Raw genomic sequence first — 17,926 nt, 5'->3', positions numbered from 1 at the left:
GCATGGCGCTGCATCCCGACCGCCTCTTCCCCGCCGACGAGCGCACCCGCGCCATCGCCCGCGAGCTGCACCAGCGCACAGCCGAGCTGCCGCTGGTGAGCCCCCACGGGCACGTCGACCCGCGCCTGATCGCGGAGAACCGGCCGTTCCCCGACCCGGCGCGCCTGTTCGTCGTCCCCGACCACTACCTGACCCGGATGCTGTACTCGCAGGGCGTGCGCCCCGACGAGCTCGGCGTCCCCTCCGCGGGCGGCGATCCCTCCGAAGTGGACGGACGCACGATCTGGCGGCGCTTCGCCGAGCACTACCGCCTCTTCCGCGGCACCCCCTCGAAGCTGTGGCTCGACCACACCTTCGCCGAGGTCTTCGGGATCTACAAGGAACTCGGCCCCGACACCGCCGACGAGTTCTACGACCACCTCTCCTCCCGCCTCGCCGAACCGGCCTACCGGCCCCGGGCCCTGTTCGACCGCTTCAACATCGAGGTCCTCGCCACCACCGAGTCCCCGGTGGACTCCCTCGAACCGCACGCGGCCCTCGAGGCGATGCCCGCCGGCGGCGGCCGCCGCTGGGGCGGCAGGGGCGGCAAGGTCGTCACCACCTTCCGGCCCGACAACCTGGTCGAGCCCGGCTGGCCCGGCTGGCGCGAGCGCGTCGACGCCCTCGCCGAGATCACCGGCCAGGACACCGACACGTTCGACGGCTTCCTCGCCGCGCTCCGCCGGCGCCGCCAGGACTTCATCGCCGCCGGCGCCACCTGCACCGACCACGGCAACCTCACCGCCGCGACCGAGGACGACCCGAAGGCCGCCGCGGCGATCTACGCCAGGGCCCTGAACGGCGAGGCGAGCGAGACCGAGATCCTCCGCTTCCCCGCGCTCATGCTCGTCGAGTTCGCCCGCATGAGCGTCGAGGACGGCCTCGTCATGCAGCTCCACCCCGGCTCCAACCGCAACCACAACCAGTGGCTGTACGAAGGCTGGGGCCGCGACGTCGGCGGCGACATCCCCGACGCCACCGAATACACCCGCGCGCTCAAGCCCCTGCTCGACGCGTTCGGCAACCACCCGCGCTTCCGCATCGTCCTCTACACCCTGGACGAGACCGTCTTCAGCCGCGAGATCGCGCCCCTCGCCGGCGGCTACTCCGCCGTGTTCGCGGGCGCCCCCTGGTGGTTCCTCGACTCCCCGGAGGGCATGCGCCGCTTCAGGGAGGCCGTCCACGAGACCGCCGGCTTCTACAACACCGCAGGGTTCGTCGACGACACCCGCGCGTTCTGCTCGATCCCGGCCCGCCACGACCTGGCGCGCCGCGTCGACGCCGCCTTCCTCGCGCGCCTGGTCGCCGAGCACCGCATGACCGACGCCGAGGCCGCCGACGTCGCGGTCGACCTCGCCTACCACCTCCCCCGCAAGATCTACGGATTGGAAAAGTAAGTGTCGACCAAGATCGAACGCCTCGAGGTCCACGACGTGCGGTTCCCCACCGCAACCGCCGGCGACGGCTCGGACTCGATCAACCGCGCCGACTACTCGGCCTGCTACGTCGAGCTCCACACCGACGGCGGCCCCACCGGCACCGGCTTCACCTTCACCGGCGGCCGCGGCACCGAGATCGTCGCCCAGGCCGTCAAGGCCTTCGCGCACCTCGTCGTCGGCCTCACCGTCGAGGAGATCTTCGCGAACCCCGTCGAGTTCTCCCGCTCGATCGTCCAGGAGCCCCAGATCCGCTGGCTCGGCCCCGAGAAGGGCGCCACCCACATGGCCGTCGGCGCCATCGTCAACGCCGTGTGGGACCTCCGCGCCAAACTCGAGGGCAAGCCCATGTGGCGCCTCCTCGCCGAGATGGACTCCGCCGAGCTCGCCGCCCAGGTCGACTACCGCCACATCGAGGACGAGCTCACCTACGACGAGGCCGTCGCCATCCTCGACGAGGGCCGCATCGGCTACGAGGACCGCCTCAAGATCCTCGAGAACGACGGCTTCCCCGCCTACACCACCTCCGTCGGGTGGCTCGGCTACAGCGACGACAAGGTCCGCGCCCTCACCGAGCAGGCCGTCGCCGACGGCTGGACCGCCGCCAAGATGAAGGTCGGCTCGCCCGACGTCGCCGACGACGTGCGCCGCGCCCGCATCATCCGCGACGTCCTCGGCCCCGACCGCCTCCTCATGATGGACGCCAACCAGATCTGGTCCGTCCCCGAGGCCATCGCGAACATGCGCGAACTCGCCGCCTTCGACCCCTACTGGATCGAGGAGCCCACCCACCCCGACGACATCCTCGGCCACGCCAAGATCGCGAAGGCCGTCAACCCCATCCGCGTCGCCACCGGCGAGGTCGCCGCCAACCGCGTCATCTTCAAGCAGCTCCTCCAGGCCGAGGCCATCCAGGTCTGCCAGATCGACGCCTGCCGCGTCGGCGGCATCCCCGAAGTCCTCGCCACCCTCCTCATGGCCGCCAAGCGCGGCGTGGAAGTATGCCCCCATTCGGGCGGTGTGGGACTCTGCGAATACGTGCAGCACCTCGGCATGTTCGAATACCTTCGGATCGGCAAGACCCTGGAGGGGCGCATGATCGAGTACGTCGACCACCTGCACGAGCACTACACCGACCCCGTCACCGTCGTGGACGGCCGCTACCGGCTCCCCACGCAGCCCGGCTACTCGGTCACCCTCAAGCCCGAGTCCATCGCCGAGTTCTCCTTCCCGAACGGCCCGGCGTGGAACGCCTAGGCGACGAGGTCCTCAAGCGGCTCCCCGGGGACGTCACCGTCCCCGGGGACCGCCCCGACCGCTCCGGGATCCTCCACATCGGCGCCGGCGCGTTCCACCGCGCCCACCAGGCCGTCTACACCGACGACACCGACTGGGGCATCACCGTCGCCGCGCCGAGCTCGCGCGGCGTCATCGACGCCCTCGCCGAGCAGGACGGCCTCTACACCGTCGCCACCCTCGGCCCCGACGGCGCGTCGATGCGCGTCATCGGCGCGATCGCCGACACCCTCCACATCGCCGGCGAACGCGAACGCGCCCTCGACGCCGTCGCCGCACCCGGCACCCACGTCGTCACCCTCACCGTCACCGAGAAGGCCTACCGCGACCCGCAGGGCGTCCCCGGCCTCCTCGCCGACGGCCTCGCCCGCCGCGCCGCCCAAGGCGGCCCGCCGCTCACGATCCTGTGCTGCGACAACCTCCCCGACAACGGGAAGACCACCCGCGCCGCCGTCGAGCCGCTCCTCGACGACACCACCCGCGCCTGGGCCGAGGAGCACGTCACCTTCCCGTCCTCCATGGTCGACCGGATCGTCCCCGCCTCCACCAAGGCCACCTACGAGCGCGCCCTCGTCGAACTCGGCGTCACCGACCTCGCCGCCGTCGAAGCGGAGCCGTTCACCCAGTGGGTCATCGAGGACGACTTCGCCGGGCCCCGCCCCGGCTGGGACGCCACCTACACCGCCGACGTCGCCGGCTGGGAGCGCCTGAAGCTGCGCACCCTCAACGGCGTCCACTCCACGCTCGCGTACCTCGGCGCCCTCGCCGACGTCGAGACCGTCGGCGAGGCCCTCGCCCTCCCCGGCGCGGAGAACTTCGCGCGCTGGCTGATCGCCGAGCAGATCGCGCCGAGCTTCACGCCGCCCGACGGGCAGGACACGGTGGCGTACGGCGACAGCGTCTTGGAGCGGTTCGCGAACCCCGGCATCCGCCACCGCTGCATCCAGATCGCCATGGACGGCTCTCAGAAGCTCCCGCAGCGGCTCTTTGGGACCATGGCCGACCTCGCGGCCGCGGGGGTCGACCTCGACCTCATCGCGCTGCCGCTCGCGGCCTGGACCCGGTTCTGCGCCGGGAAGTCCGACGGGGGCGCGGACCTGCCGCTCGACGACCCGCTCAAGGACGTCCTGCGCCAGAGCCTCACCGCCGCCGGCCCGTCCCCGGCCGGGCGCGTCGACGCGATCCTCGGCATCCGCCAGGTCGTCCCCGAACCCCTCGCCGACAACCACCAGCTGCGCCGGGCCGCCGCCAAATGGCTGCGCGAACTCGACCGGCACGGCGTCGCCACCACCCTGGAGCACCTGTGACAACGAGCATCCCGCGCGTCGCCCTCGTGGGCGCCAACGGCTTCGGCCTGCACCACCGCGAGCACAACCTCACCCCGCGCGTCGAACGCGGCGAACTCGAGTTCGTCGGCATGTGCGACACCGCCGAGATCCAGGAGCGCCCCGGCGCGCTCATCGGCGACACGCCCGTCTTCGACGACTACCGGGCGATGCTCGACGCGACCGACCCCGACGTGGTCGTCATCGCCACGCCCCCGCCCTCGCACCTGCCGATCGCGGGCGACGCGATGCGCCACGGCGCCGACATCTACCTGGAGAAGCCCCCGGTCACCAACCTCGCGGAGTACCAGGCGCTCTACGACGTCATGACCGAGACCGGGCGCAACGTCCAGGTCGGCTTCCAGGCCCTCGGCTCGCACGCCTTCAACGCCGTCCGCGACGCCATCGAGGCCGGCAGCTTCGGCGAGATCGAGTCCATCGGCGTCGCCGGCTCCTGGCAGCGCCCCGACTCCTACTACCGCCGCTCCGCCTGGGCCGGCAAGCGCGAGCTGAACGGCGTCCTCGTCGCCGACGGCGCCCTCGCCAACCCGTGGGCGCACGCCTCCCAGCAGGCCATCGCCCTCGCCGGCGACTGGCCCCTCCAGGGCCCGGTCGAGCTGGAGCGCCTCCGCACCCGCGCCTCGATCGAGGTCGACGACACCGCCGCGTGGCGCGCGACCAACAAGAACGGCGTGCGGATCACCGTCGCCGTGACCCTCTGCGGGGACGAGAAGGTCGAGGGCGACATCTACATCAAGGGCACCGAGGGCGAGGCCTGGTACGGCTTCCGCGAGGACCGCCTGCGCCTCCCCGGCGAGACCGAGGCCAAGCAGTACGGCACCACCAACCTCCTCGACAACCTCCTCGCCCACCGCCGCCGCGGCGTCGGCCTCATCTCCGGCCTGCGCCGCTCCAAGCCCTTCACCGGCGTCCTCGAACAGGTCCTCACCTCGCCCGTCCCGCGCCTGGTCGACGGCGAGCACCTCGAACGCGTCGGCGACGACCCCGTCACGATCCTCAAGGGAGCCGACAAGGCGGTCGTCGACGCCGCCGTCCAAGGCCGGCTCTACAGCGAACTCGGCCTCCCCTGGGCCTGAGCCGCCGGGGCGCTCCCGCCGGCGGAGCGCCCCTCAGACCGCCTTGCGAAGCTGCTCGGTGACGCTGAGACCGACGTGGCGCGAGAGCGCGCCGTCCTCCTCGATCGCGATCCCGAGTTCGCGCGCGAGCAGGGGCCCGCGCAGGTCGAACGCGGCCTCGACGAGGTGCGCGTATCCGTCGCAGGCGCGCCGCCCTCGACGATGGGCCGCACCGAGCAGCACCGCCGATGCCGCGATCGCAGGCCACCACCACAGGGCCAGCGGCAGGCAGAGCAGGCCCCATCCGGCCAGTCCCATCGCGGAGTCGAGTCTCGCGCGGGCCGCCCGCACCGATGCCTGCTCGGTCTCGTTCAGCACCAGCCACAGTCGCGGCCAGGCGAACACGACGTCGAGTCCGTACCAGTGCCAGATCCTCGCGTCCACCGCGCTCAGACGATCGCCCATCCACGTCGGGTGCACCGGGGGCTCCAACGCGATCGCATTGCGCCGCGACGCGAGCCGGTTCAGCTCCAGCAGCTCGTCCGCACCGGGGGCGCCTCGGACCGCGTCACGCGCCCGCTCGTACTCGTCGTTCGCGCCGTCCCACCGCCTGCGGCGCCACCGACGGAGCGGGCCGGACAGCGGACGGGCGATGCCGGGCCACCTTCCCAGCCAAGCGCCGGTGACCGCCGCCGCCAGCGCTCCGGCCGCCGCCGTCGCCGCCGCGGTGAGGACCGGGACCGTGACCAGGAGCGCGATCCAGACGGCCGGCCCGGTCGTGTCGAGTCCGAGCGTGTCGGCGAGCCGGACGGCGTCGGTCCGCTCTGCGCCGCCGAGGTGGAACGCGGCCGCGGCGCCCGCCAGGTAGAGCAGCCCGGGAAGGCCGAGCATGGTCGCCCAGCGCTCGCCGATGCGCCCTCCCAGGTCGATGAATGCCGTGTGCACGATGGCGTCTCCCCCGATGGCGACCGTCAGGCCTGCTCGAAGCGCAGCGCGCGCCGAAAGACCGAGCACTCGGGACGCGGCTCTCCGGCCCTGGGGCGCGCGATCCGGTCGCAGACGTCCTCGGGGCAGCGGTAGTCGCCGACCGCGAGACGCCCCTCGCCGAAGCCGAGTTCCACCGGGCCTCCCTCGGGACCGTCGCCCTGGAACCCGCGGGAACCCCCTGCGCGGATGACGCTGAGGAGTCCGGCGCGCCGAAGCGGCTCCTCGAGCGGATCTCCTCGCCTCGCGGCGGCGGTGACGGCCGCGAACTGGGCGGAGTTGCCCTCCGCGTCGGCGACCGCTCTGAGGGAGGAGTGGTTCTGGCACAGTGCCGACAGCAGCTGCAGACGGTCCATCCGGCATCCTTCCGGTCAGTGCGCGAGAGCACATCATGTCATGCTGAGGGCTGTGACAACGCCCCCGCAGCATCCCGGCCCTACCGACATCGACTGGGACCGAGTGGATCAGCTCGCGAGCCGTCTCGAACGCCGGATCGAGTCGATGGTGGAGCGAGCCGACACCGCTGCCGTCCTCGACCCCGCCGCCATCGGCGAAGTCGAGGAACTCGGTCCTATGCTCCTGCACTCGATCGAGCAACCCGACAGTGCAGAGCCGATGCTGTACCTGCTCGACTCCCGAATCGTCGCACTGATCGCCGACCTCTACTATCTTCGTTGTGCTGCAACGAAAGTCGAGACTCCGCAGACGTTGTTCGAGGTGCAACGGGCCGTTGCGCTCTACGCCCTGATCGCGCAGCACCTGCCCGAACAGGTGCCCGAGGACGTCCGTCCGATCGTGGCCGCCGCTCCGCCTCCGCCCTCCCGCGACGTCTACTCCCTCGGCATTCGCTCGATCGAGCGCTTCGAGCGCTGGACGGCGACAGGCGACCGGACGGCGCTCGAGGAGTCGATCGCACTCGTCCGCGAGATCCTCGGCGTCACCCCCGCGACCCACATCGGCCGACCGACGCTGCTCGCCAACTTGAGCGGCGCCCTCCGGGACCATCGCGTGTTCACCGGCTCGGCGCAGGAACTCGACGAGGCGGTGCTGCTCGGCAGAGCCGCACTGCATCAGTCCACGCCAGACCATCCAGACCGGCTGGTCATGCTCTCCAACCTGTGCTCCGCATTGACACTGCGGCATCTCGAGCGGGGACGGCGCGCCGACCTCGACGAAGCGGCCGCGCTCGGCACCGCCTGCCTCACCGCCGGGTCCCGACCGCATCCGATGATCGCCTTCAGCGCCGCCCTCGCCCTGCTCGCCCGGTACAACGCCGACGCCGTCCCCGACGACCTGGACCTGGCGCTGTCCGCGCTCCGCGACGGCGTCGCCCGATCCGAACCCGGCACCGTCGCCATGGCGCTCTGCCGATCCCACCTCGGTGTCGCGCTGCTCTACCGCCACCGCCGCGACCGCGACCCGGCGGACCTCGCAGCGGCCGAGCGCGAGGCCGCCGCCGCCCTCGAGGACCTCCCGACCGGACATCCCGAGCACCTCCGACTCCGGTCGAATCTCAGCGCCGTCACCACCGCCGCGTCCAGTGGCGCCGAACCGGCGGACCGTCTGGACGCCGCGGTGGCCGCCGCGGAAGCGGACCTCGCGTCGACCGACACCACGGGGCCGAGACACGACCTCGCCGTATTCCAGCTCGGGACGGCGCTCCGCACCCGGTACAAGCGCCTCGGCTCTCCGGCCGACGCCGACCGTGCCGAGACGCTCGGCGCAATCGCCCTCGCCGAGACCAAGGCTGTCGCGTTCCATATCGGCTGGCGCGATCTTCTGGCGGACGTCAAGACGGAGCAGGCCCAGCGCTCCGGCGAGCGATCCGACTTCGACGCCGCGGTCGCCTCCGCACGTGCGGCGCTCGAGAGCGCGTTCGGGGACGAACAGCAACGCGGCGTCGCCCTGGCCCGGCTGGGCCACGTGCTCGACCGGCGGCACGCCCTGTTCGCGTCGCCCCAGGACGGCGAGGAGGCGGTGCGGTCACTCGAACTGGCCCGCGAACGACTCGACGGCCGCCACCGCGATGCACTCCTGATGTGCCTCAGAGCCCTCCGCAGCGCCCACCGGAACCGCGCGCTGCGCACACTGCGCCTGGACCACCTCGACGAGGCCATCGACGCCGCCCGCGCGGCGCACGCGGTCGACCCGGACGCCTCGAGCAGCGCCGACGCCGCGCTTCGCATCGGAGAACTGTTCCTGATCCGGTTCCGGTCCTCCGCCGAAGGCGTCGACCTCGACCGGTCGCTCGCCTCGCTGCGCGACGCCGCAGCTCTTCCCGGCGGCGACGGCTTCGACGTCCGGTTCGAACTCGCCACCGCTCTCATGGTCGCCTTCGAGTGGCACGGGCGCCCCGACTTCCTTCGGGAGGCCATCGACCTCCTCGAAGCCCTGCACGCCCACAGCGGCCTCTCCGATGTCGAGCGGGCGAGACTCAGCTCCCGTCACAGCTTCACGCTGGTCGTCCAGTCCGAAACCGCACGCTCGGCCGACGGCGCGCGACGCTCAGTGGACCTCGCCCGTCAAGCGCTCGCGCTCACGCCCCCCGGACATCCCTTCCGCGAGCCCCACCTCAACAACCTCGGTCTCGCTCTGGCCGCGCAGTACCGCCACTCCGGAAGCGCCGCAGTCCTCGACGAGGCGATCCGAACGGCACGCGAGGCCAGAGACATCGCAGATCCCGCCGATCCGGTCCAGGTCTCGCGCGGCGCCGGCAACCTCGGGACCGTCCTGCGGTTGCGCTGGGGGCAGATGCATTCGGCCGCCGACCTCGCCGAGGCGATCGACCTGCACCGCGAAGCCGCGGTGGCCGCCCCGCAGACCGCCCGCCACCGTGTCAATCTCTCGATCGCGCTCGCCGAACGGTTCTCCCTCAGTGAAGCGCAGAGCGACATCGACGAAGCGGTGGACGCCGCGCGGGAGGGCCGGGCGCTGACGCCCTCCGACGCCCCGCAGCGGATCCGCTCGCAGATCGCCCTCGCCGCCGCTCTGCGCATCCGCAACTCCTCCCCGCACCGGCGGCACGGTGACACCGATGAGGCCGTCGCCATCCTGAGCGAGGCCGTCCGCGACACCCCGGAGGGACATCCCTCGCTGGCGATCGTCCATTCCAACCTCTCGGTCGCCTTCAGCACCAGGAGCATCGAGGACCCGGTCCACCCCAGGGACGCCTCGCGCGCGGTCAAGGCGGCGGAACAGGCGCTCCGCATGCTTCCCGCCGATCACCCCGAACGGGCCAGGACGCTGGGAAACCTCGGTACCGCGCTGCTCGGCAGGGCCAGGGCATGGAACGCGGACAAGAGCCTCGACAGGGGCATCGCGTGCTTCCGCGAAGCCACCAGGACCCCGTCGGCGCCGGCGCAGACCCGGTTCCGGATCGCGGGCGCCTGGAGTCGACTCGCACTCGAGCTCGCACGATCCGGGCGGCTCGGCTGGGATCAGGCCCTCGAAGCCCACCAGGCCGTCATCGCCGAACTCCCGAACATCGCCTGGCGCGGCCTCGACCGCGAGGCACGCCTGTCCTCGCTCGGCCGGATCTCCGGGCTCTCCAGTGACGCGGCGGCGGTCGCCCTCAACGCGGGCGAACCCGAGACCGCGCTCCGACTGCTCGAACTGGGGAGGGGCCTCCTGCTCGCCGATGCGATCGACGCCCGCGACGACCTGGCGGACCTCCGCGAGCGGCGACCCGACCTCGCCGCTCGAATTCGGGATCTGCGCGCCCTGCTCGACGCCGAACCGGACCCGGGGGACTTCGGCGACTCGGACCCCAGTCCAGGCGACCAGGCCAGGCGCGGGCGCGCCGAGGCCGAGCGGCGTCGCGGCCTCACCCATGACCTCGACGACCTCGTGCGGCAGGTGCGGGCGCTGCCGGGCCTCGAGGACTTCCAACGGCCGCCCTCGATCGAACGGCTGCAAGCGGCCGCGGCCGGTGGGCCCGTGGTCGTCGTCAACACCAGCGCACTCCGCTGCGACGCCATCATCGTGACCCGCGACCGCATCCTCCCGGTGCCGCTCCGGGACCTGCACCTCGCAGGTCCCGAGGGCATCGAAGCGCGATCCGACGCGCTCCTCCCCGCGCTCGAACGGATCGGCCGCAGTATCGCCGAGACCTGGACCGCCCAGATCCGCATGGCCGACACGCTCGCATGGCTGTGGAGGACCATCGCCGAGCCGGTCCTGGGCAGCCTCGAACCGAGCACATGCGCGGGCGGCGACCGCCCGTCCCGCATGTGGTGGTGCCCGACCGGCCTGCTCACGCTGCTGCCGCTCCACGCCGCCGGACGCTACGGCCCGGAAGACGGCCCCGACGAGAACCTCCACTCCCGGTTCGTGTGCTCGTACACCAGCACGGTTCGGGCACTCGCCGCGATGCGCGGCCACGAAGTCGAGCCTGGAGCCAAGGACCGCCTGCTCGCGATCGCGCAGCCCGCCACCCCGGGGCTCTCCCCGCTGCCGCGCGCGCAGGACGAGATCGCGAACCTCGCCGGCCGGGCGACCTCGATGACGCGACTGGACGGCCCCGCCGCACTTCGCGCCGAAGTCCTCACCGCGCTCCCCCATCATTCGATGCTGCACTTCGCCGGCCACGGCAGCCAGCAGTGGAGCGACCTCGGCGGCGGCGCCCTCTACACCCACGACCACCAGGACGCGGGACCGCTGACCGCCGCCGACATCGCCCGCCTCAGGCTGCGCCGGGCCCGGCTCGCCTACCTCTCCGCCTGCGAGACCGCCCGCGGCACCGCCGAACTCCCCGACGAGGCCCTCCACCTCTCCGGCGCCCTGCAGATCGCGGGCTTCACCCATGTCGTCGCAGCTCAATGGAAGGTGCAGGACCAGGATGCGCTCGACATCTCGGACGGCTTCTATGCAGGTCTCGGCACTCGCGAGGGACTTGATCCGGACCGGGCCGCCCGTGCGCTGCACCAAGCCGTCGCGAATCTGCGCGCCCAGTCGCCCGAACCGATCTGGTGGGCCGCTTACGTGCACACCGGGCCTTGATGAATTCGAACGTCTGTCCACAATCCACTCTCCGAACGCGAGGATCAGGCGTGTCACCCGTTCGTGTTTTGCATTGCCCGGGTAGAGTATCCGCTGCCCGCAGTCTTCCCGTACCCCCTGGGATTTCAAGATGATGCTGAAACGCAGGCCGCGTCCGGGCGCGGCTTCCCCGTCCCCCGTCTCACTCGCAGGCTGGCTGTTCGCAGATCTGGCGCTGCTCCTGTTCATCGTCACGGTGGCCGTCGCCGCCGACTTCCCTCCCGACGACTCGGCGGGAAGCGAAGCCGCGGCGACGCCCGACGCCGCTGCGTCACCGACGCCGGAGCCCACGCCCACCGCCGAGCCCGGCGTCGAGTCGGAACCGCACGTGTTCTACGTCGACACCGACGCAGCGGGAATCGTCGCGGGAGACGCCGATGCCGAAGCGGCCCTGACCGCCGCCCTGCGAGACGACTTCGAAGCACTGGTCGCGCAGGGCTACAAGGTCGGATTCGCCCTGACCTTCGGCGGCGCCGAGGAGCCCGCGTTCGGCGGCGACATCGCCGAGGCGTCGAACCGGGTCCTGGCCGAGGGCTTCCCCGAGCTCTTCGGCACCGCACCCATGCGGCACTTCTGGACCTCCAGCAACAAGGACGGCATCGATGTCGGCACGTTGCAGGTCGAGTTGTATCTGCTGGCCGTCTGAGCCCTCCTGGAGAACGATGCTGGACTTCCTCAAAGCCGCGCCGCCACCGGCGCCGACCACCGCCCCCATGCCCGCCGCCGCCGCGGACTACGGCCCCGGGACACCGGCCGCCGACGGCACGGCTTCCCGACTGAAGTCGCTGGCCGACCACTCCCGGTTCGCCTCGCACCGGCGGCCGCTCCGAGCGCTCGCGGACGCACTCGGCGACGCCGAGACCGCCGCGCTGTGGCGCGAGCTGCCCCTCCACGACGTCTTCGCCGGTGTCTCCGGCGAACCCGGGCAGCCCGCGCGCGGACGCGTCCTGCAGGGCCTCTACGCAGTCCGCGCCGCCGCGATCTTCCTGCCGCTCCTCGTCTCCTGGGTCGGCATCCACGGCGCCGTCAGCGCCTACCGGGACCGGCTCGGCACCGATGCCGAACAGGGCGCGCAGACCTTCTTCCGCGAATGGCTCAGCGGGTTCGACGGGGAACTCTGGCTCAGCTTCGACCGCATGGCCGGAGCCGTCGTCGCCTGCGTCCTGATCCTCATCGCCGTGTCCGTCGCCATCGAGTGGTTCCAGCGCAGCGTCGCCGCCGAGACCGAGGCGATCGAGACCGGCCTGCGCGGCGAACTCGACGGCGCACTGACCGAGGCCGCCCTCCACCTCCGGGCCACCCCCGGTTTCAGCGCTGAAGCCCTCGAACGCCGCTTCGGCGAGACCGTCGGCCTCGCGGCCGACCTGGGCGTCACCCTCGTCGAGGCCGCGCAATCGGTCAACGGCGAACTCGCCGCCCTCGAAGCCGCGGGAAGCGAGTTCCGAGCAGTCGCCACCGGCCTCGAGTCCGGCGCCCGTTCGATCGCCGACGCGGCCACGCGGCTCGACACCACCGTCGCAAGTGAGCGCGACCGTGCGGTCCAGGCCTTCCACGACGCCGGCATCGCCACCGCCGCCGCCATCGGCGTCGCGGCACAGGGCCTGCAGGACAACGCGGCCGAACATCAAGACCAGGCCGCCATGATCCTCCGAGAAGTCGGCGCCTCGGTGATCGAGGCCGTCGGGCAGGGAGAACGGCACCGGGACGCCCTTGGCCGGCTCCTCCGCGACAACCGCGAAGAGGACGCGAGCGCGCTCGCCCGAGCGATCGCCTCCGAGCAGTCGCGGTTCGCCGACGACATGCGCCGCGCGGGCGAGGACATCGCCGCGAAGCTCGCCGGAGTCGTCGAGATCGAGGCGGACCAGCAGCTTCGCGACCGGCTCGACCAGATCGCCCGCACCGGCGACCAGATGACCATGACCGTGGACCGACTCGCCCAGGCCGTCGACCGGCTCGGTCAAGGCCTCGGCGAACCGCACCTGCCCGTTCCGGTCACGCCGAAGCGGCGCTGGTTCGGACGCTGAACGAGAAAGGCAAAACCATGGAGCAAGTCCTCCCCTTCTACGTGATCTGCGACGAGTCCTACTCGATGGAAGACCACATCGACGCCTTGAACGACGGACTCCAGAAACTGCACGCCGCCGTCGGCTCCGATCCGGTGGTGGCGGACAAGACCCGCTTCTGCATCATCGGGTTCTCCGACGACGCCGAGGTGCTCCTCGAACTCTCCGACCTCAGCGACGTCACCTCCACCAAGGGCCTCGTCGTCAAGGGCGGCACCAACTACGGCGCCGCGTTCCGGCTCCTGCGCGACACCATCGACGGCGACGTCGCGAACCTCAAGGCCGAAGGCTGCCGCGTCTACCGACCCGCCGCGTTCTTCCTGTCCGACGGGCAGCCGAACTACGACTGGCGGAGCGACTTCGCCCGGCTCACCGACCCCTCCTGGAAGTCGAGGCCCAACATCGTCGCCTTCGGATTCGGCGCCGTGGACGAGAGCACGATCGCCGAGATCGGCACCTTCAAGTCCTTCATCGCGGACAACACCATCGGCCCGGCCGAGGCCCTCCACGAGTTCGCCTCCGCCCTCACCAAGTCGATCGTCCAGTCCGGAACCAGCATGACCAACGCGGGAGACGTCACCCTCAAGGTCCCCGATCAGGTACCGGGCTTCACCGAGCTGAAAGCCGACGAGATCTGACGATGGACGACACGGTCCAGAACCGGCTGCAGCTCACCCCCGGCCGGCCGACGGCCGCCTGGGGCGACCGGGAGCCGCCCTGGGTCCCCGAGACCCTCGGCCGCCGCGCACGAACCGCCGAGGCCGCATGGAAACTCGATCCGGACCCGGCCTACCCCGACACCGTCTACGAACAGGGCCGCATAGGCGACGTCACCGTCGCCGCAGCGGCCGTCCGCGGCGCGAAGCACCGCTACGAGGGCAAGCCCCGCCAGGACTCGGCGCTGGCGCGAAGCGCAGGCGGTGCCTGGGCGGTCGCCGCCGTGGCGGACGGCGTCGGCTCCGTCGACCACAGCCAGGTCGCCGCCGAGGCCGCAGTGCGCCTTTGCATCGAGGACCTGGCAAGGCGTCTCGAGTCGTCGGGCGCCGATGCGTTCCGGCAGGGGCGCGCGCTGTTCAAGCACGTGAATACGAGACTCGAGCGGTTGCAGGGGCCCCGGACCACCCTCACGGTCGCGGCCATGGCCGCGAAGCCGGACGGCGACGGGTTCTATCCGTACTGGATCGCCCGCGTGGGCGACAGCCCCGCGTACGTGATCGACGAGCGGCGCCTGATCGAGCTCTTCCCGCTCGAACGCGACGAGGACTTCAGCACCGTCACCGCCGCGATGCCGACCGCAGCGCTTCGCGACTGCTTCCGCGAACGGATGGGGCTGCTCTCCCCGGGGCAGGCGCTCGCACTGGTCAGCGACGGGATCGGGGACCTCATCACGACCGACGGGCACCGCGCGGCCCGCAGCGGCGGTCCCATCGCGGACGACTCCCGGGACCACTTCGGCGAGCGCTGGAGCAGCGCACCCGATCCGCTCGACTTCCTCCGCCAGACCCAGCTCCGCCGCAAGTCCTTCGACGACGACCGCTCGGCAGCGGTCTTCTGGACCGCGCTCCCCGAGCACCGGGAGCCTGCGCCGCCGCTGCTCCCGGCCGGTGCACTGCCGATCGGGCCGACCCTGCCCAGAGATCTCGAACTCCGCGCCGGAAGGCACGGCGACATCGAGGTGCGCGCCGCGGTGGCCGGCAGCGATCTGAGCAAGGCCTCCGGAATCCCGCGGCGGTCGCGGATCCTGATAGCCGCCCACGCCGATCGGATCGTCGCCATCGTCGCCGCCCCCATCGTCCTCGGGGCGGAGCGCACCGTCGAACGGTGGACCAGCACGCTGCAGGCCGCCGTCGAACTCATGCCCCCGGATCAGCCGTCGGAGGACTGGACGGTGCTGCCCTGGACGCATGCGGTCCGCACGTTGCGCGACGATCCGGAGATCCACCTGGACGCCATCGCCGCCGCGCTGATCTGCGTCGAGCCGACCGCGGGCTCGGTCCACTACACGCTCAGCCTCTCCGGCGGTCCGTCCGCCCTCATCGCGGGCGACGGGATCCAGCAGAGTCTCGGCGAACCGCGCCGCGTCTTCACCGGGACCGCCGGCGAGCCCGAAATGCGCCTGTACGCCGACCATCTCGACGAGGACAAGACGCTCCTGCTCACCTACGGCCTCATCCCCGCGCTGATCGACCGGGTGCACCTCCGCCCCGGACCGCTCCAGACCATCGACCTGCTCGGACGGGGCACGGCCCAACGCGAGCGGTTCGCGGTCGTCCTCTGGGGGGAACGATGACACACCACGACCGACCCAGCAGCCTCGACGACCTGGGCGAGCTCACCGTGATCGGCGACGGCGGCCAAGGGGTCGTCAAGCGCACCTCGCGCATGCCCGGCGTGCTCTACAAGCAGTACCACGCCAGAGAGCAGCTCAACGTCGTCGAACTGGAACGACTCATCCGGCTCGTCCACACCGACATGCGCCCCGGGCCCGACAGGAACCTCATCCTCTCGAGCGCCGCCTGGCCCAGCGGCGTCGTCCTCGACGGCGGCGTGCACTGCGGCCTCACCATGCCGGAGGCCCCGGACCACTTCACCGCGGACATCGGCGAGGCGCGCAAACTGCGCGAACTGCAGTTCCTCATCTTCCGCAAGAAGGCCGGCTGGTCGAACCTCCGACTCCCCGACGAGACGCAGCGGCGCGCACTGCTCCTCCGCTACGCCCGGCTTTTCAAAGCCCTGCACGCCATCGACGTCATCATCGGCGACGTCTCCCCGCGCAACCTGCTCTGGACGATCGAACCCGAACCGGCCGTGTACATGCTCGACTGCGACGGATGCCGCATCGCCGGGCACCTGCCGCCGATGCCGCAGGCGCAGACCCCCGACTGGGCCGACCCCGACCAGGAGGTCGGCACCGCGACCTTCGATTCCGACCGGTTCAAGCTCGCACTCCTCATCCTTCGAGTGCTCCTGGTCGAGCCGAAGATCACGCCGGTTCAGGTCGCCGCGAACTCCGAGCAGCTCGGCCGGCTCGGTGGCCCGGTGGCGGAGCTCGCCGTCCGCGTCGCAGACGGCGAGCGGTGCCGTGCCGAGGAGTGGATCGGCGCACTGGAGAATCGCCCGACCCTCACGTTCGCCCCGATCCAGCCGCCGGCACCGAAGCCGGGGCCCCGGCGAGAGGGCCCCGAGCGTCCGATGATCCCGTTCGTCAGCGCGCCCCGGCGCCCCCCGTCACGATCGACTTGACGTTCGACGGGGTGTCGAGCGTGAAGGCGTACGGGACGCTCGCGACGGAGCCGCTGGAGACCGGCGTGCCGGAGTTCACCAGGTGGTTGTTGCGCGAGACGATGCGGCCGCCGGCGGAGTCGCCCTGGCCGATCTCGGTGGGGGAGTCGGTGTTCTCGATGTAGTTGCCCTCGAAGATCACGCCGGCGTTCATCGTGGTGGCGACGCCGTAGTCGCCGATGTCGTAGTAGTAGTTGTTGTAGATGTGCACCGGCTCGCCGAAGCGCACGCGGGGGTTGCGCTGCTGCGTGCCGTTGAACCAGTTGTGGTGGTAGGAGACCCGCAGGTTCCCGATGTCGGCGGTGTGGTCGTCGGAGTGGCCCAGCAGCATGTTCTTGTCGCTGCCGTCGAACCGGTTCCACGAGACCGTGACGAAGTCGGACTCGCGCTTGATGTCGCAGGAGCCGTCGTAGCCGGTGCCGAAGGTGTTGTGGTCGACCCAGATGTTGGTGGAGCCGTCCTGGATGTTGATCGCGTCGTCGGACCAGCCGTTGAACCGCAGGTTCTGGATGATGACGTTGCGCGAGCCGCTCAGGTGGAAGCCGCCGCCGGTGATCTGCGCGCCGGAGTTGCCGACGATCGTGACGTTGGAGCCGACGTTGATCATCCCGGAGACGTTGATGGTGCCGCTGACGCGGACCACCCTCGCCGAGGTGCCGCTGACCGCCGAGGCCAGTGCGGACGCCGAGGTCACCGTGGTCGCCGAGGCGCTGCCGCCGCCGGTAGTGCCGCCGTTCTGGGTCGCCCAGCCGACCAGGCCCGTGGTCGGCGTGGTGCCGCCGGCGGGGACGAGCTGCCACTGCTGGTTGTACCCGTTGAGGTAGTCGTACTGGGAGATCCGCGTCCCGGGGGTGGTCGACCACTCCCACACGTCGAGGGCCTTGCCGGAGAAGCGGTTCACGAAGGTCGCGTACCCGCCCGACTCGGTCACCCGCCACTGCTGGTTGTCGGCGTTGAGGTCGTTCCACTGCGCGATCGTGGCGCCGTTGGCGGCGTTCCACTCCCACACGTCGAGCACGAGGTTCGAGTGCCGCGCCTGGATGCGGTAGTAGCCGCCGCCCGAGTCGACGAACCGGAACTGCTGGTTGGTCGTGCCGGTCTGGGTGTACTGGATGATCTCGGCGCCGCCGGCCGTGCTCATGTTGAGCACGTCCAGGACCAGGCCGGAGTGGCGGGACTTGATGAAGTACCAGGTGCCGGGGGTGACCGCCTGTGCCGGGGCGGCGGCCGCGAGGAGTCCGGCGGAGGCGGCGACGGGCACGGCCGCGCCGAGCCCGACGATCTTCCAGAAGCCGCGTCTGGTGTGGCCGCCGGTGGGGTTGGTGTCCATGAGACCGAGGTCCTTTCGATGGAGGGGGAGGTCCAACATATCGATGGGCCTCGATGTT

The 17,926-nt window shown here is 71.4% G+C and carries 13 protein-coding genes; 10 read left to right on the top strand and 3 right to left on the bottom strand.

The features are described from left to right. The first annotated feature begins 2 nt into the window (after positions 1-2). The 4 genes from uxaC to ABD419_RS10330 are packed head-to-tail and all read left to right on the top strand — an operon-like array spanning position 3 to position 5,193. Positions 3-1,436, top strand: coding sequence for a glucuronate isomerase (gene uxaC / locus ABD419_RS10345; RefSeq protein WP_344485524.1), 1,434 nt, complete (start codon positions 3-5; stop codon positions 1,434-1,436). Further along, the gene (locus tag ABD419_RS10340; RefSeq protein WP_344485522.1) at positions 1,437-2,732 is read left to right on the top strand and encodes an enolase C-terminal domain-like protein; all 1,296 of its coding nucleotides are present in this window, start codon (positions 1,437-1,439) and stop codon (positions 2,730-2,732) included. It begins immediately after the preceding gene. Continuing rightward, positions 2,720-4,078 carry a mannitol dehydrogenase family protein gene (locus tag ABD419_RS10335; RefSeq protein ID WP_344485519.1) on the top strand — a complete coding sequence of 453 codons (1,359 nt, stop codon included), beginning with the start codon at positions 2,720-2,722 and terminating at the stop codon, positions 4,076-4,078. Before ABD419_RS10340 ends, ABD419_RS10335 begins: the two co-directional genes overlap by 13 nt. Next, the gene (locus tag ABD419_RS10330) at positions 4,075-5,193 is read left to right on the top strand and encodes a Gfo/Idh/MocA family protein (RefSeq protein WP_344485516.1); all 1,119 of its coding nucleotides are present in this window, start codon (positions 4,075-4,077) and stop codon (positions 5,191-5,193) included. Before ABD419_RS10335 ends, ABD419_RS10330 begins: the two co-directional genes overlap by 4 nt. Positions 5,194-5,226: 33 nt before the next feature. Here ABD419_RS10330 and ABD419_RS10325 read toward each other — a convergent pair whose 3' ends face one another. Further along, on the bottom strand, positions 5,227-6,117 hold the full coding sequence (locus ABD419_RS10325) for a hypothetical protein (RefSeq protein WP_344485513.1): 891 nt from the start codon (positions 6,115-6,117) through the stop codon (positions 5,227-5,229). Between the two features lie 26 nt (positions 6,118-6,143). Further along, positions 6,144-6,512 (bottom strand): hypothetical protein, encoded by a 369-nt coding sequence (locus tag ABD419_RS10320; RefSeq protein ID WP_344485510.1) that lies wholly within the window; start codon positions 6,510-6,512, stop codon positions 6,144-6,146. Between the two features lie 103 nt (positions 6,513-6,615). On the opposite strand from ABD419_RS10320, the gene ABD419_RS10315 reads away from it, so the two are divergent. From ABD419_RS10315 to ABD419_RS10290, 6 genes are all read left to right on the top strand, one after another. Next, positions 6,616-11,154, top strand: coding sequence for a CHAT domain-containing protein (locus ABD419_RS10315; protein WP_344485507.1), 4,539 nt, complete (start codon positions 6,616-6,618; stop codon positions 11,152-11,154). Positions 11,155-11,284: 130 nt separating this feature from the next. Beyond that, positions 11,285-11,839, top strand: a complete 555-nt coding sequence (locus tag ABD419_RS10310) for a hypothetical protein (protein WP_344485504.1) — start codon at positions 11,285-11,287, stop codon at positions 11,837-11,839. A 16-nt stretch (positions 11,840-11,855) separates the two neighbouring features. Then, positions 11,856-13,217 carry a hypothetical protein gene (locus tag ABD419_RS10305; protein ID WP_344485501.1) on the top strand — a complete coding sequence of 454 codons (1,362 nt, stop codon included), beginning with the start codon at positions 11,856-11,858 and terminating at the stop codon, positions 13,215-13,217. Between the two features lie 17 nt (positions 13,218-13,234). Then, positions 13,235-13,894, top strand: coding sequence for a vWA domain-containing protein (locus ABD419_RS10300; RefSeq protein WP_344485498.1), 660 nt, complete (start codon positions 13,235-13,237; stop codon positions 13,892-13,894). A gap of 2 nt (positions 13,895-13,896) precedes the next feature. Then, positions 13,897-15,546 (top strand): protein phosphatase 2C domain-containing protein, encoded by a 1,650-nt coding sequence (locus ABD419_RS10295; protein ID WP_344485495.1) that lies wholly within the window; start codon positions 13,897-13,899, stop codon positions 15,544-15,546. After that, positions 15,543-16,499 carry a hypothetical protein gene (locus ABD419_RS10290; protein WP_344485492.1) on the top strand — a complete coding sequence of 319 codons (957 nt, stop codon included), beginning with the start codon at positions 15,543-15,545 and terminating at the stop codon, positions 16,497-16,499. The genes ABD419_RS10295 and ABD419_RS10290 overlap by 4 nt, the downstream gene beginning before the upstream one ends. Here ABD419_RS10290 and ABD419_RS10285 read toward each other — a convergent pair. Beyond that, on the bottom strand, positions 16,462-17,868 hold the full coding sequence (locus tag ABD419_RS10285) for a pectate lyase family protein (protein WP_344485490.1): 1,407 nt from the start codon (positions 17,866-17,868) through the stop codon (positions 16,462-16,464). The two genes, ABD419_RS10290 and ABD419_RS10285, sit on opposite strands and share 38 nt — an antisense overlap. Positions 17,869-17,926 lie beyond the last annotated feature (58 nt).

It is taken from the genome of Glycomyces endophyticus (assembly GCF_039531525.1).
Classification (GTDB): Bacteria; Actinomycetota; Actinomycetes; order Mycobacteriales; family Micromonosporaceae; genus Glycomyces; species Glycomyces endophyticus.
The sequence above is the reverse complement of the archived record's forward strand: the minus strand, read 5'-3'. Positions and strand labels throughout refer to the sequence as shown.